The sequence below is a fragment of the Sinomicrobium sp. genome (assembly GCA_029266035.1).
Lineage (GTDB): Bacteria > Bacteroidota > Bacteroidia > Flavobacteriales > Flavobacteriaceae > Sinomicrobium.
Genome location: JAJUFH010000009.1, coordinates 12,364 through 32,461, shown reverse-complemented (window position 1 = coordinate 32,461; position 20,098 = coordinate 12,364). Strand labels below are relative to the sequence as shown.

Here is a 20,098-nt window from a genome sequence, read left to right as displayed (position 1 = left end):
ACAGGATTTTGGCTAAAGTTAATAATAAAGCCTTAAAATCCTAATGCCTGAATTAGGAATACGGCGTATATAAACAAAAACTCCCGAAAGTGTTAACTGACAGGAGTTTTGCTATAATTTTCACTTTAAAATTGATATCGTATACCCAATGCTATATCGAGGTCAAGGCCATCTCTGTACTCATCTGTAAAACCGAGTTCCGGCCGGAAATCCAACGAAAGTATTAAGGGAATGTCAAAATCGTATTCAATTCCTATATCTCCTGCAGCAAATAAAAAGGTACCGCTCACATCAGCTTTACTGTGATCGTAACTCCCCAATCCGCCACCTACACCGGCATACCAGTTAAAGTTACCCTCCAGATTCCACACCCATTGGTAGAGTGCTGTAAGCTTAAAAGCATCGACATGCTTAGAGTTGCGCCATCCCAAGTCTGCCTCTATACGATTGTTGGAACTCAAGTGACGCTGATACGAAATTTCAGCACCAAAACCATCGCTGTCTCCTAATCGAAGTCCGAGTGCATTAGTAGAAATTTCCTGAGCGAATGAGCTAGCCATGAAACCGAAAAGTACAGTGGTAAATAGCATGAATTTTTTCATAAGTATGGGATTGTTATGTTAATAATTATGCGGTAAAAGTAAAGGTTTTGAAGAAGTATTCAACTCCTTATTCTTAATTTTGTGTACGTCCTTAAAACGCTGTTTTTACAAAAATCGTATTCCATTATGACAAAATTACCCGATATAGTGTTGGAGGGAGAATTTAAAGAGGATATGCTCCACCGTTCGATCTACGCCACCGACGCTTCGGTATACCGAAAATATCCGGAGGCTGTGGCCTACCCGAAGCACAGTGGAGACTTGAAAAAACTGCTGCAGTACGCTCGGGAAAGGAAATTGTCACTGATACCTCGCACTGCTGGTACATCTCTGGCAGGGCAATGTGTGGGCGATGGGATTGTCGTTGATGTATCAAAGCACTTTACTCGTATCCTCAACATAGATCCGGATAATGCAACGGTGGATGTAGAACCGGGAGTGATACGAGATGAACTCAATGCTGTATTGGAATCGTATGGATTGTTTTTCGGACCCAATACTTCTACATCCAATCGGTGTATGATAGGTGGAATGGTAGGTAATAATTCGAGTGGAACGACTTCCATACAATACGGGGTTACGAGGGATAAAGTACTGGAAATGGATGTGATACTCTCCGATGGTTCGGAAGTTACTTTTGGAGAATTGGATGAAAATGAATTTAAAGAAAAACTTCAATTAAATAGTTTAGAGGGTAATATATACAGATACTTATATAATAAATTAAATTCAGATACTATACAAAAGCAAATCAGGGAGAGCTTTCCAAAACCTGAAATTCACCGCAGGAATAATGGCTATGCCTTGGATCGGATTATAGAGATGAAGCCCTTTGCAAAAAGGGGAGAAAAGTTTAATATGTGCAAACTGATTTGCGGTAGTGAGGGAACACTTGCCTTGATTACCCGTGTTCGTTTGCGTTTGGAACCTCTTCCTCCTGCAAAGAGCGTTATGATAGCGGCGCATTTCAACAGTATTTCAGATTGTCTTCAGGCAGTGGCTCCGGTGATGCAGCATCATCTCTATACCTGTGAGATGATGGACAAGGTAATTCTGGACTGTACTAAAACCAACAAAAGCCAATTGCCAAACCGCTTTTTTATAGAGGGAGATCCCGAAGCGATTTTGATGCTTGAACTGAGGTCGGATGAAAAGGAAGATCTGGAAAAAAAGCGGGAATTGTTGTTGCAAGTGTTGGAGAAGGATACAGAGGCCTATGCCTATCCCGCTTTGCGAGGAGAAGAAATCGGAATGGCTATGGAATTGCGCAAGGCAGGACTTGGACTGTTAGGCAACATTACAGGAGACAGCAAGGCCGTGGCTTGTATAGAAGACACTGCTGTAGCTTTGGAGGATCTCGCTCCGTATATTGCTGAATTCTCACAGTTGATGAAAAATTTCGGGCAACGCGCGGTGTATTACGCCCATGCAGGTGCGGGAGAATTGCACCTCAGACCGATACTCAATCTAAAATCGTCTGCAGATGTAGACTTGTTTCGACAAATCACTACCGATGTTGCCCATTTGGTAAAAAAATACAGGGGATCACTGAGCGGGGAACACGGCGACGGTATCGTTCGTTCAGAATTTATCCGCTTGATGCTGGGAGATGCTAATTACCAATTGCTCAGAGGCGTCAAGACAGTTTTCGACCCGGAGCATATTTTTAATCCGGGTAAAATTGTCGATGCGCCTGCAATGGACGAGTCTTTGCGGTATGTGCCCGAGCGAAAGGAGCCTGAGATATCAACTTTTATGGATTTTTCGGGTACTGAAGGAGTACTCAGGGCTGTGGAACAGTGCAATGGTAGTGGGGATTGCCGAAAGACACATCAGTCTGCGGGAACTATGTGTCCGAGTTACCACGCTACAAAGGACGAAAAAGACACTACAAGAGCGAGAGCAAATGCACTGAGGGAGTTTCTTACCAATTCGGATAAAACCAATAGGTTTGACCAGCCCGAACTGAGAGAAGTGCTCGATCTTTGTTTGAGTTGTAAAGCCTGTGGAAGCGAATGTCCGAGCAATGTGGATATGGCTATCTTAAAGGCTGAATTCACTTATCAATACCATCTAGCCAATGGCAGCACATTGCGAGAAAAAGCATTTGCCTATAATATTAGAATCAACAGAATAATGTCTGTTTTTCCGATTTTGGCCAATGCTGTATACCGCAACCACTTTACCTCAGGGATACTGAAAAACATAATGGGTATGGCCTCTCAACGCAGTTTTCCCACATTGCATCGCTTTCGGACTAAGCCCTTTAAAAGTAGTGACAAACCGAAAGCCAAACTAGTCTTGTTTATCGATGAATTTACGGCTTATCTGGATGGAAATGTAGGAGAGGATGCCCTTGAACTCTTACAGCGTTTGGGGTATGAGGTGAGTTTGTACAGTGGAGACAGCGGGCGGAGTTTTCTCTCTAAGGGATTTTTAAAACAGGCGAGAGTATTGGCAGATAAAAATATAGCCGCCCTCAAAAATCGCATAGGTTCCGAATGTCACTTGGTGGGCTTGGAACCGTCAGCTGTACTGTCTTTTAGGGATGAGTATTTAAAACTGGCTACCGATAGAGAGGGGGCAAAACACTTGTCTGAAAACAGTTTATTGTTGGAAGAATTTATAGCGGCCGAAGTAGAAGAAGGCAGAATTACGGCAGCTGATTTTACCGATGAAGCAAAAAGAGTAAAGATTCACAATCACTGTCACCAAAAGGCTTTGTCCAATCAGAAAGTGACTTTCGATATGCTCAATCTACCCGAAAATTATACGGTTAGCATTATAAATAGTGGCTGTTGCGGAATGGCCGGATCTTTTGGTTATGAGGAAGAACACTATGAAGTGAGTATGAAGGTGGGCGGACTACGTTTGTTTCCCGCAGTAAACAAAGCTGACGATCAAACGATTATCGCTGCTAATGGTACCAGTTGCCGACATCAAATATTAGATGGAACAGGCAGAAAGGCCTTGCATCCGGCAACTGTATTAAAGGAGGCTTTACGATAGATAATGTGCCAATTGGAATTGACCGATTGGCACATTATCACACGGGTTGTTGGATTAGTATTTGAGAAGAAACTCCCTGAGTTCTTCATAGGTGCTTATGCCTTGTTTTACCTTTTCCTTCTCCATTACCGCTTGTATCTGTTCGGGTATGGCTATGCGAGTATCCAAAGTGTCTTCTACGATATCCAGGAATTTTACTGGATGTGCCGTTTCGAGGAAGATACCTGTTTTGCTCGTCTTGTCTTTTAGATATTCCTTTAGCCCGAGATAGCCAACTGCTCCGTGTGGATCTGCAATATATCCAGAAGACTGATAGATACTCTTCATAGCTTCACGGGTTTCCAGATCGGTAAAGCTATAGGAGGAAAAACGTGATTTAAGTGTTTTTATATCGTTGTCAAAGAGTTGTTGTATGCGAACAAAGTTGCTAGGATTACCTACATCCATGGCATTGGAAATGGTTTGCTTTGACGGCTTTGGCTCATATATACCGTTGTGCAGGTATTGAGGTACCGTATCATTGATGTTAGTTGCGGCAACAAAATGATAAACGGGAAGCCCCAGTTTACCGGCCATAATTCCGGCGCAGATATTTCCGAAGTTTCCACTGGGAACGGCAAATACCACCTCTTTTTCCTTGTTTTTCAATTGCTTGTAAGCAAAGAAAAAATAAAACATCTGTGGCAACCACCGAGCTACGTTGATAGAATTTGCGGAGGTGAGTTGTTTCCCACTCAATTTTTCGTCGAGAAAAGCGGTTTTTACCATATCCTGACAATCGTCGAAGGTGCCGTTTACCTCCAAGGCAATGATATTTTGTCCCAGTGTAGTGAGTTGTCTTTCCTGTATATCGCTCACTTTACCTGAAGGGTAGAGAATGATTACTTCAACACCTTCCACCCCGAGAAACCCGCTGGCTACAGCACCTCCGGTATCTCCTGAAGTGGCTACCAATACAGTGACTTTTTCTTCGCTTTTTCTGTTGCGGTTAAAATATCCCAGACATCGCGCCATAAATCGTGCACCTACATCTTTAAAGGCCATGGTAGGTCCGTGAAACAATTCTAAGGCAAAGACATCGTCTTCTATCTCGCATAGAGGAAAGTCGAAAGAGAGGGTTTCTGCTACAATCTTTTTCAACTCGTTTTCGGGAATCTCGTTTCCTACAAATTGGCGGATGGCGTTGAAAGCTATTTCGTCGTTGTCGAGTTTTTCCAGTTCGTTTATAAAAGCGTCGGGAAGGGGAGTGATCGACTCTGGAAAATACAAGCCCTTGTCTGGAGCAATCCCCCGTATTACGGCTTCGCTGAAAGAAGCCTGTTCACTATTTCTGTTTAAACTGTAGTATTTCATTGTACTTTATACATTGAGATGGTTCAATATGAATGTTGCACGCCGTTCCGGACTTGCCTTCGGGACGGTGATAGTTTTATAACCTAATCGGATATAGGTGTCTCTTACGAGCTTACAGGTTTTTATGGCAAGGTCAAAATCCTGTTTTCTTTCGGTATCTGTATCATATATTGCTTTCCAAGGAGGAAATAGGAAAACTTCAGTATTGTAATGATAATTGCCAAGTTGCTCGTTGAATATATTTGGTATGGGGATGTTTTCCAGTACGGAATAGGCCAGTGTATCCGGCAGCCCCCGATCGAAAAACACGACTTGTTTTTCGCAATGAGTCATAGCCTCATCGAAAATCGCTACCGAACGGTGCCACATCATATCCCTGTACGCGGTAATATTATCCCAGGGCAGGGCATTTCCTCCGGAATCCATTTGCTCACGGATGATTTTACGTGCCACTTCGGGCATATATACATATCCTCTTCTGTGAAGCTCCAGCAGTGTAGTGGTCTTACCTGCTCCCGGTCCTCCGGTAAACACAATAAAACGATTTATATGTCTTTCGTTTTTGCTTGTCATGGCGTGTTGGAGATGATGGGATGGATTCCTTTGTGACTGATTCGGGATACGTGTAGGTCGAAGTCCACACCGCTGTCGGAATAGACTTGTCCCATAGCTTCTGCAACTTTTTTTGCTGTTTGCTCTCCTTTGCTCAACGCAAAAATGGAAGGGCCCGATCCCGATATACCACTGCCCAGTGCTCCGGCTTTTGCTGCAGCCTGTTTCACTTGATTAAACCTTGGGATCAGCAAGCTGCGTAGAGGTTCTACAATAACGTCGTGCAACGATCTGCCTATGAGATCGTAGTCTTCCGTGTAGAGTCCGCTTACCAATCCGCCCACATTTCCCCATTGCGTTATGGCTTTTTTCAAGGGGACGGACTGTTTGAGTACAGAGCGAGCATCGGCAGTTTTCACCTCTATTTGTGGATGTATTATGCTGGCGTACAACTGACTAGGACTGTGAAGTTTTATCACATCTAAAGGATCGTAACTCCTCACCAGCGAAAATCCGCCGAGCAATGCAGGAGCCACATTATCGGCGTGCAAAGCCCCACTTGCCAATTTTTCACCTTCCATAGCAAAGGGAATGAGTTCTTGCAGACTAAAGGGTTCTCCCAATAGTTTATTGACGGCAAATACGGCTCCGGCCGAACTGGCAGCACTGCTGCCGATACCGCTTCCGGGCTTAATCTTTTTATAGATCTCTATGTCAAAACCCTGCTCGCTGCCCAGGGCTTCGAGCAAAGCCTTTGCAGCAACACCGGCCACATTGTTGTCTGCCTCAAATGGTAAATCCTGTCCTTCTATGCGGGATATGCTGAGCTTGCCATTGTCGGTTTTTCTAACCACCATTTCGTCACCTATGTGATCTAAGCACAAGCCGAGGACATCAAATCCGCAGGCTACATTGGCAATAGTGGCAGGGCAAAATACACGTAATTCGTTCATAGTTTTCTATTTAAAAGTTTCCCGCCCGAATGATATCTGCAAATATACCAGAGGCAGTGACATCGGCACCGGCCCCTGCGCCCTTTACCAATAGGGGTTGGTCGCAGTACCTCTCGGTGAAAAACAGTACGATATTGTCTTTTCCTTCTAGATTGTAAAAGGGGTGATCTTTAGGGATGTGTTGTAAGCCTACACTAGCTTTCCCATCTTCAAATGAGGCTACGTATTTCAAGCGACATCCTTTTGAAACAGCTTGCTCGTATATCTTGTCGAAATGAGATCGATGTTTTATCAGAGCATCGTAAAAATCATCTACGCTTTCGGTATCCAGACTTTCTTGGGGAAGGAAGGATTCGTTGGCAATATCTTCAATATCCAAGGCATAGCCGCTTTCTCTAGCGAGTATGAGTATCTTTCGCATCACATCTATACCACTTAAGTCTATTTTAGGATCGGGTTCAGTATAGCCTTCAAGTTGAGCTTGTTTTACCACTTCGTCAAAGGGTGTATTGTCGTCAAAATTGTTGAATACAAAATTGAGACTACCGGATAATACAGCCTGTATTTTGCGCACTTTATCTCCTGATGCTATGAGGTTTTTTAAGGTGTCTATAATGGGGAGTCCCGCACCTACATTGGTTTCAAACAAGAAAGGAGCATTGTATTTACGGGATAGTTCTTTGAGCAGGGAGTAGTTTTCATATCCCGAAGAACTCGCTATCTTATTGCAGGTTACTACCGCAATGCTGTTTTCCAGATACCTGGCGTAGGTTGAAGCGACTACTTCATTTGCCGTATTATCCACAAAAATACTGTTGCGAAGGTTTAGCGATCTGACTTTTTCTGAAAAGGTATCTATGTCGGCTTTTTCACCTTGTTCCAATAGCTCTTTCCAGTTTTTGAGAGAGATACCTCCTTCGTCGAAATACATTTTTCTCGAGTTAGACAACGCCACTACTCGCACGTTTAGCTTTAGTTTTTCTCTGAGATATTTTTTCTGGTGTTCAATTTGTTGCAGAAATTTTTCTCCTACATTACCCACTCCCATCACAAAGATATTCAGCTGTTTTACGTTGTCTTCAAAAAAGCGCTCGTGTAGCGTATTCAACGCTTTTTTTACATCAGATTTATTGATAACCGCTGAGATATTGCGTTCGGAAGCCCCCTGAGCGATGGCTCTAATATTTACGTTGTTCTGACCGAGAGCGCTGAACATTTTTCCACTCAATCCCTGATGACTTTTCATATTGTCTCCTACAAGGGCTATTATCGCCAGATCACTTTCTACACTAACCGGGTTCAGTTTTCGCGATACAATTTCGTATTCGAAGGCTTTGTTGACCGCCTTTTCCGCTTTTTCGACCTCCTTTTGTGCGATACCAACGCAGATGGAATGTTCTGATGACGCCTGAGTGATAAGAGCCACATTGATATCGCAATCGGATAGTACTCCGAAGAAGCGTTTGGAGATTCCAGATACGCCTACCATTCCACTTCCTTCCAAAGAGAGTAGTGCTATATCGTTTATATGACTTATTCCTCTTACAGGGTGAGAGGCTCCATTGGTGTTTTTCTGTATTCTAGTCCCTTCTAGTTCAGGTTTAAAGGTGTTTTTGATGTATATAGGAATGCCTTTGAGCAATACTGGTTGTATCGTTGGAGCATACAGTACCTTTGCTCCGAAATGGGAGAGTTCCATAGCCTCTTCATATGAGATATGAGGAATGGTAAAAGCTTGTTTTACCAGTTTAGGATCGGCGGTATACATTCCACTTACATCGGTCCATATCTCCAGTGCAGAAGCGTTTATAGCACCGGCTATAATCGCTGCAGTATAGTCGGACCCCCCTCTTCCGAGTGTGGTGGAGTTTCCGGAAGCGGATGCGGCTGTAAACCCTGGAACTACCACAATATCGTAGGTGACGGTACCGAAATAAGTGTCGCAAAGCGTATTGGTCGTAGTGAAATCGACGGTAGCCCTTCCGTAATGTTCGTCAGATATTATCAGCGAACGACTGTCTTTGCGAATGGTATTTAACCCCTCTACAGTGAAATATTCGTTTATGATATAAGACGATAATTGTTCGCCATACGAAAGGATGCTGTCTAAGAGTTTAGGAGTAATCTCTCCGATAAGAAATGCACCTTCGAGTAGTGTTTCGAGTTTGTTGAGTTCCCTTTTTATATAGCTGAGGGTTTTGCTTTGAGAGGCTATAGGAAGTAGTTGTTGTGCGACACTTAGATGGCGCTCTTCCAGCTCTGCGAAAATTTTAGAGTAATCTTCATCGCGAAGAGAAGCCTTTTCTGCTGCTTGTAGCAACAAATCGGTAACGCCTTTAAAGGCAGAGATTACAATAACTTGTTTGTCTTTTACTGCCTTGTTGGCAACGATGTTTTTTACTGACTTTATACTTTCGGCATCTGCCACGGAGGAACCTCCGAATTTTAAGACTTTCATTGGTTTAAAAGCTTGAGTTGATATAATGGTCTCGGGTCTGAACAAAATTCAGACAAATAGCAAGCGGATTATATGAATAGAATTATACCCCAAGAGGGGTAATCCCGGTGATAATAATAATGCCGAAACAAGAAGTAAGCCCAAGTACGGAAAGACGTCCGGTAGAAGTTGATGGTGCTATGTTGATAGTTTCAGACATAATATTGAATTATTGACGTTTCAAATGTAGTACTTTTGTATCTATATGCAAACATTTTTTTAACTTTTGCAGAATCTTTAATAATACACCTAAATCGGTATATAATGATCATATTTTCTACACAACAGCTACGCGAGGCTGATAGATTGACAATTTTAAAACAACAGATCGATAGCCTGGCATTGATGGAGCGTGCGGGCGAAGGTGTCTTTGCTTGGCTGGATGGCAGCTTGAAAGGAAATCCCGTCGCCATTCACGTGTTTTGTGGTGTTGGAAATAATGGGGGAGACGGATTGGTCGTTGCGCGACACCTTATGGAGAGTGGGTATCATGTACACGCCTATGTCGTCGATTTTGGGGAGAAGCGCTCCCCTGAGTTTCTGGAAAATCTCGATCGGATAAAAAATTTGAAGTACTGGCCGGAGCACTTTAGTGGAAAAAAAGGAGAAGAATTCCCCGAGATAGGAAGTTCCGATATCGTGGTCGACGCTATTTTTGGCATAGGGCTCAACAGAAGACCGGAAGCGTGGGTAGAAGCTATTATGACTCACATCAATGCTTCGGAGGCCTTTGTATTGAGCGTTGATATTCCTTCAGGACTGTATATGGAGCGATGTCCGGACAAAGATGCTGTAATAGTAAAAGCGAGACACACGCTTAGTTTTCAGTTTCCCAAACTGATCTTTTTTCTTCCGGATACCGCTAAGTATACAGATTCGTGGGAAGTATTGGATATAAAACTCGATGCCGAATACGTGCAAAACACTGTTCCCTTCGCTTCACTTATAGGTAAGCAGGAAGTTTTACCTATGTATAGATTTCGTGATAAATACGCGCATAAGGGTACTATGGGGCACGCCCTTCTAGTAGCGGGAAGCTATGGGAAAATGGGAGCAGCCGGACTCTCAGCCAAAGCCTGCCTACATTCCGGGGCCGGATTGGTCACGGCTTATATCCCTCGCTGTGGGTATACCGTACTCCAAACCTTAGTCCCAGAGGTGATGACCATTACCGACACCAATGAAGATCATATCACAGCGATAAACAGCGATATTTCTCCTGCTGCGATAGGGTTGGGGCCAGGGCTTGGAACACATCGGGCAACTGCAGATGCCCTGGGGATATTTTTGAAGCAAAACAAAGCTCCGCTGGTGTTGGATGCCGATGCACTGAATATTATCGCAGCGCGAAGGGAATACCTCAATTTCCTTCCGGAGGATACGGTATTAACGCCACATGAAGGCGAATTGCAACGCCTAATAGGGGAGTGGGAAGACGATTTTGACAAGCTAAACAAAGCGAGGGCTTTTGCTCGGGAATACAAGCTGGTACTTGTTGTTAAGGGTGCCCATACCGCTATTTTTAACAGGGATAATATTTTTATAAACAGTACGGGCAATCCGGGTATGGCCACAGCTGGGAGCGGAGATGTATTGGCCGGAATAATTACCGGGCTTATCAGTCAGGGGTATACCCCATTACAGGCAGCGATATTTGGGGTGTATCTGCACGGAAGAGCCGGAGATATCGGAGCTTCTCAAAAGGGATATGAAGCACTGACTGCAACGACTTTGATAGAGTTTGTCGGCTCAGCCTTTACCGATCTCTTCGCCAGGCCTGCAGCACCTGCCAAAGCTGCTGAAAACTAGGGGCGTGGAAGCGTAATAAAACTTTGAATACTGTAAATTTTGATCGATTTTAACCGAGATAAGTATGAGAGATACACACTATATCAGTACGGATGTACTCAGCATGGAACAGCTGCACGATATTGTACAAAAGAATAAAAAAATAGCGCTTTCAGAAGAAGCCAAACAAAATATAAGTAAGTGTCGCGAATATCTAGATGCTAAATTAAAGAGCCAGAGAGAACCGGTTTACGGAATCAATACCGGTTTTGGTTCGCTGTACAATATTAAAATTTCGGGAGAGCATCTCAACCGCCTGCAGGAAAATCTGGTGGTTTCTCACGCTTGTGGCACCGGAGAAAGAGTGCCGATCGATATTGTAAAGTTGATGTTGCTACTCAAGGTACAGTCGTTGTCATACGGGCATAGTGGGGCGCAGTTGTCTACCGTACTCAGACTAATCGATTTTTACAATTTTGATATACTTCCAGTAGTATACACCCAGGGATCTCTGGGAGCATCCGGAGATCTCGCACCTTTGGCCCATCTTTCACTGCCGCTCATCGGGAAAGGTGAGGTGTATTATCAGGGTGAGATTACAGCTGCAGCTAAGGTGTTGGAAAATATGGGATGGGAGGCTGTAAAGCTACAGTCTAAAGAAGGACTTGCCCTGCTCAATGGGACACAGTTTATGAGTGCCTATGGCGTGTATGCTATATTAAAATCTTATAAACTGTCGTATTTGGCCGACCTTATTGGGAGTTTGTCGCTCGAAGCCTATGACGGAAGGATAGAGCCTTTTGACAAATCTATACACATTATCAGACCACATCGGGGACAGATAAAAACGGCCGAGCGCATACGTTTTTTTCTAGAAGGGAGTACTCTTATTAAGCGAGAAAAGAAGCATGTACAAGACCCGTATTCTTTTCGCTGTATGCCTCAGGTACACGGGGCGACTAAAGATACACTTGGCTTTGTGAGAAAGACATTTAAGACAGAGATCAATTCCGTTACCGATAACCCCAATATTTTTGTCGAGGAGGACAAGATTATCTCGGGAGGAAATTTTCACGGACAAGCTCTTGCTCTAGCCTTAGACTATTTGAGTATAGCCATGGCGGAAATTGGAAATATTTCGGAGCGGAGAACTTATCAACTCATTTCCGGACTGAGAGGGTTGCCCGTATTTCTGGTCAATGACCCTGGACTCAATTCCGGACTTATGATTCCTCAGTACACCGCTGCCAGTATCGTGAGTCAGAACAAACAACTCACAGTTCCGGCGAGTACAGATAGCATAGTGTCGTCGAATGGACAAGAAGACCATGTGAGTATGGGAGCTAATGCCGCGACTAAATGCTTGAAGCTATTAGACAACACAGAGCGTGTACTAGCTATAGAATTACTAAATGCCTCTCAAGCTCTAGCATTTCGAAAACCGGAGCGAACTTCCCCCTTTCTGGAAGCCGTTTTGGAAAAGTTCAGAGAGGTAGTCCCCTTTATTGCTCAAGATCGCATACTTCACGAAGATATTACTGCAGCAATCCGTTTTCTAAAAGATTACGAGATTACTGCAGAAATGTTGTTGGATTGACAGGCTTTGAAATTTTTTGAATTCTCGAACAATTGTATTACTCCATAAACACTGTGAGCTAGTCTATAGCTTTGAAGAGAATTTGACGTGCTTTTCGATAGCTTTAATCATCAGTGTTGCCACGTCCTTTTCGGTTGCGGCTTCTATTCCCTCCAGGCCTGGTGACGAATTGACTTCTAGAAGTAAAGGGCCTTTGGAAGAACGTATGATATCTACTCCGGCTACCTGTAATTTCATAGCCTTAGCAGCTTTTATGGCCATTTTCTTCTCGGCCGCTGTTACTTTGATGAGTGAAGCCGTTCCTCCGAGGTGCATATTGGCGCGAAATTCACCAGGAGGAGCTTCGCGCTGCATAGCGGCGACCACCTTGCCGTCTATCACGAAGCAGCGAATATCCTTGCCGTCAGCCTCTTTGATAAATTCTTGTACCAGTATGTTGGCATTCAGGCTTTTAAAAGCATTTATAACACTCTCAGCAGCTTTTTTAGTCTCTGCGAGAACTACCCCTTTACCTTGTGTTCCTTCTAATAACTTGATAATGAGAGGAGAACCACCTACCATTTTTATGAGGTCGCTGGTTTCTAAAGGCGAGTTTGCAAAACCGGTAGTGGGTATGTCTATTCCGTTGTTGAGCAGCAATTGTAGAGAGAAGAGTTTGTTTCTCGATTGACTGATAGCCGCAGCACTGTTCAGACAGAATATATTGAGGGCTTCAAACTGCCGGGTGAGGGTGCAGCCGTAGAAAGTCATCGAAGGCTTGATCCTAGGGATTACCGCGTCCAAATCGTTTAGTATTTTACCTCCCCGATAGTGTATTTCCGGTGTTTGAGCGTCCAGTTTCATATAGCACTGTCTGATGTTAAAAAACTGGATATCGTGGCCCAACAATTCCCCCGCTTCAATGATACGCCGGTTGCTGTACAAATCCGGATTACTGGCGAGTAGGCCTATTTTCAGACCATTGCGGTTTTCTTGTTTTAACAGGTATTTGCTGTTTACATCCTCGTCAGAGAAATTTCCCAAGAGAAAGCTGCTTTCAGGATCTACGAGCATTCTACCCATCATGGCCTCCCGACCCAACAGCATACGGTAGCCCATACTGTCTCTATTGGTCAGGGTAAGCTCTATATCCCATGAAGATCCGTTGATGTGCAAAGCCGTTTTTATCACGTAACGGTTTTCACGGGTTCCTGTCGAACTTTTTATAATTCTGCGGTCTATAACCTTTGCCTCGCAGCTGATGTGTTTCTTGCCATTGTGTTGAATGGGAAATACATCAAAATTTACCCAAGTCTCATTATTGCGCTGAAAGGGATTTATATTCATCGCGTGAAGAGCGGAAGTTTTTGCTCCACTATCTACGCGAACTTTAATCGCAGGAATATTGAGTTGGGTAAGTCCAACCCACTCTTCACTGCCTACTACAATTTTATGATCAGCCATCTACTCGTTTTGTGCTATTAAAAGATACTATATCTTTCAAAAACAAATTAACTACATTATGTTATAAATATAAAATTAAATTTTGGTAAAAATATGTAAAGCTTATGAAGATGAAAATTACTTGTAATGAAGTTGATCAGTATGTAATTGTTTTAATCAAACGATTAATATATTTGATTAAATTGATTTTTATTTATATTTTTGTCGGAAAAGAAACTTTCAAAAGTTTAAAATGTCAAGGACAAAAGAAACAATGCAATCGGATAGCTCTACAGAAGAAAGGATAAAAGAAGCGGCTCGTGTGGTATTTTATAAAAAAGGCTTTGCGGCGACAAGAACGAGGGATATAGCTGAAGAGGCGAATATTAATTTGGCTTTGCTCAATTATTATTTCCGAAGCAAGCAAAAATTATTCGATATTATTATCGTAGAAGCATTGACGCGTTTTGTTAAAACTATAAAAGTTGTTCTCAATGACAAAGAGACAAACTTGGAACAAAAAATTGAAGCACTTGCTCGTAACTACATTGATTTTATACTAGAAGAACCTGAAATACCAACCTTTATCCTTACTGAGGTTCGAAATAATCCCGAAGAATTGCTGAAAAAGCTACCCGTAAGAGAAATCATCGCCAATTCGATATTTTTTGAGCAGCATCGAGAAGCCGTTGAACTCGGAAAAATCACAGAGCCAAATCCACTTCACTTTTTAATGAACTTGTTGGGGTTGATTATTTTTCCCTTCATTGCCAAACCTATGCTTATGGCAATTAACGATTTGAAAACACCCGAATTTAATCTGTTGATGCAGGAGAGAAAAAAACTGATTCCGATTTGGGTGAAAGCCATGATAAAAACAGAATAAAATTTTTTACGCTTAATTTAATCAAATGATTAAAACTAAATAATAAATAGTATGATTAACAAGGTGTTTTTAGTTTTTGTAATTTGGGTCACAGCCTTCAGCTTTGCCTATGCGCAATCTGGGCTCACTTTGGAAGAGTGCTATCGCTTGGCAAGGGAAAATTATCCCGCGCTTAAAAAGATGGATTTAGTTGCCAAATCGGCAAGTTACACCGTACGAAATACCAACAAAAAGTTCTTGCCACAGTTTAATATCGCAGGACAGGCAAGCTATCAATCTCAGGTAGTCGAATATGCCGATTTACTTGGAGGAGTTTCGTCATCTATGGAATTTACACCACCTGAATTCAGCAAGGACCAATATCGTATTTCCGGAGAGATCGAGCAGTTGATTTTTGACGGAGGAAATACCAAATCCCAAAACGAAATAACCAAAACCAATGCTGAATTACAAAAACAAAATGTGGAGGTAGAATTGTATGCAATAAACGACCGTATCAATTCCATTTTCTTTTCGATTTTCATGATAGATGCACAGTTGGAACTCAATACGTTGAAAATAGCTAGTCTTCAAAACCAACTCGAAAAGGCAGAGGCTTCTTATAAATATGGAACGGCTTATGCCAGCGACTTAAACGAAATCAAAGCCGAAATTGAAAATACGAAATCTATCAATATAGATTATGAAGGAAATCGTTCTGCTTTTTTGAAGATGCTTTCCATTTTTATAGGGAGAGAAGTGGTTTCTTCCTCCGAGCTAGTAAAACCTAAACCTATGCTTATTTCTCGGGAGATCAACCGCCCCGAACTTCAATTATTTGAATTGCAGAAGAAAAAATATGAAGTCAAGGAAAGAAAATTGCAGTCTAGCTATTTGCCAACTGTAAAAGCCTTTTTTCAGGGGGCTTACGGGCGTCCGACACTCAATCCTATTTCCAATGATTTTGGAACTTGGTATATCACAGGTATCCGTTTGAATTGGTCGCTTGGCAGTTTTTACACTCTAAAAAATCAACGTGATATTTACGATGTAAATAGTCAAATAGCTGATACCGATAAAGAAACTTTTGTCCGTAACTTGAGAATGGAAATTGTCCAGCAAGATGAAAACATACAGAAATACACAGAAATGATTGAACGAGACAACAAGACAATTGCGTTGAGAGAAGCTGTGACCCAATCAGCCTCAGCTCAATTAGAAAACGGTGTCATTACCACCCACGAATACCTTCAGAAAGTCAATAACGAAACTGCAGCTAAACAAAGACTAATTCTTCATCAGATACAGTTGTTGCAGTCACAGTACAATTTAAAATTCAAATCAGGTAATTAATAATAAACCTTGGGAAATGAAAATATCGGTAATAATTATTTCGGTTGTAGTACTTCTAAATGCCTGTACCAATGAAAGCGATTACGATGCTTCCGGAAACTTTGAGGCAGACGAAGTCATAGTTTCGTCACAGCAAAACGGAGTGTTACTTTCCTACGAAGTGAAAGAAGGCAAGCTGCTTAAAACAGGCGACAAGGTGGGGCAAATTGATGTTAGACTAATAGAACTCCAAAAGGAACAAACCGAAGCCAGCATTGCCGCATTGAATGAAAAAACCAGTGCCCCAAGCGACCAAATCGAATTGGTACGTAGGCAGTTGGATGTACAAAAATCACAATTGACACAACAATTAAGAGAAAAGTTGCGAACCGAAAATTTGGTAAAAGCAGATGCCGCCACGCGCAAACAGTTGGACGATATCAACGCGAGCATTGACCAATTGAAAAAACAGATAGCCGTTACCGAGCAACAATTAAAATTGAATATTTACAATACCAACACCCAGAACCGAAGCATTCTGAGCGAGAAAGTTCCGCTGGAAAGAGCGGTAGCACAGCTTCAGGAGCAAATAGATAAAGGAAAAATTATCAATCCTATTACTGGAACAGTATTGGTGAACTACGCCTTACCAGGCGAAATGCAGGTGGTGGGAAAACCATTGTATAAAATAGCCAATACAGAAACGCTTGATTTGAAAGCCTATGTCACCGGAACACAATTGCCACAGATAAAATTGGGACAAGAAGTTACAGTCCGTATTGACAATGGTAAAGATAGTTATAAAGAATATTCCGGATATATCACTTGGATTTCCAACAAATCGGAATTTACACCTAAGTCTATTCAGACCAAAGACGAAAGAGCCAACCTGGTGTACGCTATAAAAGTAAATGTTGTGAATGACGGCTATTTAAAAATAGGTATGTATGGAGAGGTTCTTTTTAGCAGGACAATAGACTTGAGATAACGGACAAGCTTAATTAAGTATTTTTACAGGCAAAAAGCTCTTTATGAAAATGAATTCCACAGGAAAACTTTCCCGAACTGTTGTTTGGTTGATGTCTACCATTTCCGGATTGGTCGTTGCCAATAATTATTATAATCAACCTTTGTTGGGGCTCATAGGCAGGGATTTACGAGTTACAGAAAGTGCAGCCAGCAAAATTTCGATGCTTACACAATTGGGGTATGCCGCAGGCTTATTACTAATCGTTCCTTTAGGCGATAAATTTCTACGAAAAAACTTAATTCTCATCGACCTCGTATTCGTTTTTCTCTCTTTGGTTTGGATGACTTTTGGGCGAGAATTGTGGATGTTGTACGCAGCGAGTTTGCTCATAGGGGCAACCTCCGTTATTCCGCAATTATTCGTGCCGATTGCGGCTCAATTGTCTTCAGATAAAGAGAAATCGACGAATATTGGAATTGTGATGTCGGGATTGCTTTTGGGAATTTTGTTGTCGAGATTTATCGGCGGTATTGTCGGTGAAATCTGGGGTTGGCGCACGATGTTCGGCATCGCTGCCGGATTGATGATTTTGGTTTGGATAGCGGTGTACAAGATGTTGCCGGAACTCAAACCCAATTTTAAAGGAACCTACGGCAAGCTGATGTATTCGGTTTGGCATCTTGCCAAAACACAACCCGTTTTGCGATTGGCTTCTTTTCGCGGTGCAATGGCTTTTGGTTCGATGTGTGCCTTGTTTACCACTTTGGTTTTTCACATGGAAAACCCGCCTTTTAATGTTGGTTCTTCCATTGTCGGTAGTTTCGGATTGGCGGGTGCAGTCGGTGCTTTAGCCGCAGCAAAGGTTGGAAAACTGCAAAACTTTTTAGACTTGAACGAGATTATTACCTATTCACTCATCATCCTTTTTGGAAGTTGGGCATTTACATATTTTGCAGGTGAAACCTATTGGGGACTGATTGCAGGGGTAATCCTCATTGATTTAGGGGTGCAATCGAGTCATATTATGAATCAAACCAATTATTTCTTAATTAAGTCCGATGCAGTCAATCGCCTGAACACTGTTTATATGGTCGCGTATTTTATCGGTGGGTCTCTGGGAACTTGGGCAGCTTCTGTCGCATGGAATTACGCAGAGTGGGGGGGTGTTTGTGCAGTGGGCGCAACAATGGGCGTTCTAGCTTTAATCGTTCATTTGATTTTTTGTAGTCGCATTAAATTAAGTGAAAACTAGTTAGTCTTCTCAATTGATAGGGACTTCGTAGCAAAGAGAATGTATAAGGTAAGATCGAAAGAGATTGACGTGAAATAGTGAACTGTTGAGAATGTAATTGAGTTGGACAACGAAAAAAGAATTTTCAATCGTCAATTGAAAACAACATTAATTAGGGATGTAAAAATGAAAAACGAAGTACATAATTCTCATTTGTCAGCTGCCAACTCTCAGTTGTCCGTTATATGTAAAAATATCGTCAAAACCTACAACAAAGGCGAAGTCAAAGCCGTGAATGCCGTTTCCTTTGACGTGCAAAAAGGAGAATTGTTTGGTTTAATCGGTCCCGATGGGGCAGGAAAAACTTCTATTTTTCGCATCCTCACAACCTTGTTACTCGCAGACAGCGGGACCGCTAGGGTAGAGGGGTTGGATGTTGCAAACGATTATAGGGAAATTCGAAATATGGTCGGGTATATGCCTGGTAAATTCTCCTTGTATCAGGATTTGACCGTTGAGGAAAATCTGAGGTTCTTCGCTACGGTTTTCGGAACGAGCATTGAAGACAATTACGAGTTGATTAAAGATATTTACGACCAGATAAAACCTTTCAACAATCGCCGAGCTGGGAAACTTTCGGGTGGAATGAAGCAGAAGTTGGCACTTTGTTGCGCTTTAATCCATAAACCTACAGTACTGTTTTTGGACGAACCGACCACTGGTGTAGATGTAGTTTCTCGGAAAGAGTTTTGGGAAATGTTGGATAGGCTCAAAAAGCAGGGTATTACGATAGTCGTTTCTACTCCTTATATGGACGAAGCTACGCTTTGTGACCGTATTGCTTTGATTCAGAACGGAAGTATAATGTCTATTGATACACCAGATAATATCGTAAAAAGTTTTCCAAAACCACTATTTGCCGCTAAGGCCGATAATATTTACACCCTCTTACAGGATTTGCGTTCGGCTGACGAAGTGGAAAGCTGTTATCCGTTTGGTGAATATCTTCATCTGACCGTGAAAACAGCTACTTCAGACATCGATAGTATCAAACAGATTGCTGGAAAAGATACTGTAAATGGATTGGAAGTGAAACGGATAGGACCGACGATTGAAGACAGTTTTATCCGCCTGATGAACGAAGACAATGTAAAGGAAAACACAAAAGAAAAAGCCGATGGAAAATAAAGCGATTAGCTGTAAAAATTTGACAAAACAGTTTGGAGATTTCAAAGCGGTAGACCGTGTTACTTTTGATGTGGAGCAGGGCGAAATTTTCGGGTTTCTAGGAGCAAACGGAGCGGGAAAAACAACGGCCATGCGTATTCTTTGCGGCTTGTCTTTTCCGACATCAGGAGAAGCTACCGTAGCTGGATTTGACGTGTACAAACAACAGGAACAGATCAAGAAAAATATCGGTTATATGAGTCAGAAGTTTTCACTTTACGACAATCTGACCATATTGGAAAATATCGTGTTTTACGGTGGGGTGTACGGCGTTTCTAGAGTGGACATAAAAATCCGGAGCGACGAATTGATTAGCACATTGGGGTTGGAAAAAGAAGCTAAAAAACTGGTAGGTGAATTGCCTTTGGGTTGGAAACAAAAACTAGCTTTTTCGGTGGCTATTTTCCACCGTCCTAAAATTGTTTTTTTGGACGAACCCACAGGCGGTGTTGATCCTGTGACTAGGCGGCAGTTTTGGGATATGATTTATCAAGCTGCAGAAAGTGGAATTACCGTTTTTGTCACCACACACTATATGGACGAAGCCGAGTATTGCGACCGTATTAGTGTAATGGTAGACGGACGTGTGGAAGCATTGGACAGTCCCACAAATTTGAAAAATAAGTTTCAAACTGACACTATGGACAATGTGTTTTACCAATTGGCAAGAGGAGCAAAAAGAGCCGATAGCTAAAAGTAG

The 20,098-nt window shown here is 42.3% G+C and carries 15 protein-coding genes; 9 read left to right on the top strand and 6 right to left on the bottom strand.

The window, feature by feature from the left end:
• Window positions 1-125: 125 nt before the first annotated feature.
• Window positions 126-602 (bottom strand): hypothetical protein, encoded by a 477-nt coding sequence (locus ACYZZR_RS06265; protein WP_461533141.1) that lies wholly within the window; start codon window positions 600-602, stop codon window positions 126-128.
• A gap of 126 nt (window positions 603-728) precedes the next feature.
• Here ACYZZR_RS06265 and ACYZZR_RS06260 point away from each other — a divergent pair, with 126 nt between their 5' ends.
• A complete protein-coding gene (locus ACYZZR_RS06260; protein ID WP_461533140.1) occupies window positions 729-3,611 on the top strand; it encodes an FAD-binding and (Fe-S)-binding domain-containing protein in 2,883 nt (960 codons plus the stop codon).
• 54 nt (window positions 3,612-3,665) lie between these two features.
• Here ACYZZR_RS06260 and thrC read toward each other — a convergent pair whose 3' ends face one another.
• From thrC to thrA, 4 genes are read right to left on the bottom strand one after another with little or no spacing between them, the layout of a single operon-like run.
• Window positions 3,666-4,964 carry a threonine synthase gene (gene thrC, locus ACYZZR_RS06255; protein WP_461533139.1) on the bottom strand — a complete coding sequence of 433 codons (1,299 nt, stop codon included), beginning with the start codon at window positions 4,962-4,964 and terminating at the stop codon, window positions 3,666-3,668.
• 6 nt (window positions 4,965-4,970) lie between these two features.
• On the bottom strand, window positions 4,971-5,537 hold the full coding sequence (locus tag ACYZZR_RS06250) for an AAA family ATPase (RefSeq protein ID WP_461533138.1): 567 nt from the start codon (window positions 5,535-5,537) through the stop codon (window positions 4,971-4,973).
• Window positions 5,534-6,469 carry a homoserine kinase gene (locus ACYZZR_RS06245; RefSeq protein WP_461533137.1) on the bottom strand — a complete coding sequence of 312 codons (936 nt, stop codon included), beginning with the start codon at window positions 6,467-6,469 and terminating at the stop codon, window positions 5,534-5,536. The genes ACYZZR_RS06250 and ACYZZR_RS06245 overlap by 4 nt, the downstream gene beginning before the upstream one ends.
• 10 nt (window positions 6,470-6,479) lie before the next feature.
• Window positions 6,480-8,927 carry a bifunctional aspartate kinase/homoserine dehydrogenase I gene (thrA, locus tag ACYZZR_RS06240; protein ID WP_461533136.1) on the bottom strand — a complete coding sequence of 816 codons (2,448 nt, stop codon included), beginning with the start codon at window positions 8,925-8,927 and terminating at the stop codon, window positions 6,480-6,482.
• 303 nt (window positions 8,928-9,230) lie between these two features.
• Here thrA and ACYZZR_RS06235 point away from each other — a divergent pair, with 303 nt between their 5' ends.
• On the top strand, window positions 9,231-10,775 hold the full coding sequence (locus ACYZZR_RS06235; protein WP_461533135.1) for an NAD(P)H-hydrate dehydratase: 1,545 nt from the start codon (window positions 9,231-9,233) through the stop codon (window positions 10,773-10,775).
• 64 nt (window positions 10,776-10,839) lie between these two features.
• Entirely contained in the window at window positions 10,840-12,351 is a 1,512-nt protein-coding gene (gene hutH, locus ACYZZR_RS06230; protein WP_461533134.1) for a histidine ammonia-lyase, read from the top strand.
• 63 nt (window positions 12,352-12,414) lie between these two features.
• Here hutH and rimK read toward each other — a convergent pair whose 3' ends face one another.
• The gene (gene rimK, locus ACYZZR_RS06225) at window positions 12,415-13,794 is read right to left on the bottom strand and encodes a 30S ribosomal protein S6--L-glutamate ligase (protein WP_461533133.1); all 1,380 of its coding nucleotides are present in this window, start codon (window positions 13,792-13,794) and stop codon (window positions 12,415-12,417) included.
• 232 nt (window positions 13,795-14,026) lie between these two features.
• Between rimK and ACYZZR_RS06220 the strand changes: the two genes are divergently transcribed.
• The 6 genes from ACYZZR_RS06220 to ACYZZR_RS06195 all read left to right on the top strand — a co-directional run bounded on the left by ACYZZR_RS06220 (window position 14,027) and on the right by ACYZZR_RS06195 (window position 20,092).
• On the top strand, window positions 14,027-14,659 hold the full coding sequence (locus ACYZZR_RS06220) for a TetR/AcrR family transcriptional regulator (RefSeq protein ID WP_461533132.1): 633 nt from the start codon (window positions 14,027-14,029) through the stop codon (window positions 14,657-14,659).
• Window positions 14,660-14,710: 51 nt separating this feature from the next.
• On the top strand, window positions 14,711-15,991 hold the full coding sequence (locus ACYZZR_RS06215) for a TolC family protein (RefSeq protein WP_461533131.1): 1,281 nt from the start codon (window positions 14,711-14,713) through the stop codon (window positions 15,989-15,991).
• Window positions 15,992-16,007: 16 nt separating this feature from the next.
• A complete protein-coding gene (locus ACYZZR_RS06210) occupies window positions 16,008-16,958 on the top strand; it encodes an HlyD family secretion protein (RefSeq protein ID WP_461533130.1) in 951 nt (316 codons plus the stop codon).
• Between the two features lie 43 nt (window positions 16,959-17,001).
• On the top strand, window positions 17,002-18,192 hold the full coding sequence (locus ACYZZR_RS06205; RefSeq protein WP_461533129.1) for an MFS transporter: 1,191 nt from the start codon (window positions 17,002-17,004) through the stop codon (window positions 18,190-18,192).
• A 165-nt stretch (window positions 18,193-18,357) separates the two neighbouring features.
• Window positions 18,358-19,359 carry an ABC transporter ATP-binding protein gene (locus ACYZZR_RS06200; protein ID WP_461533128.1) on the top strand — a complete coding sequence of 334 codons (1,002 nt, stop codon included), beginning with the start codon at window positions 18,358-18,360 and terminating at the stop codon, window positions 19,357-19,359.
• Window positions 19,349-20,092, top strand: coding sequence for an ABC transporter ATP-binding protein (locus tag ACYZZR_RS06195; protein WP_461533127.1), 744 nt, complete (start codon window positions 19,349-19,351; stop codon window positions 20,090-20,092). The genes ACYZZR_RS06200 and ACYZZR_RS06195 overlap by 11 nt, the downstream gene beginning before the upstream one ends.
• Window positions 20,093-20,098 lie beyond the last annotated feature (6 nt).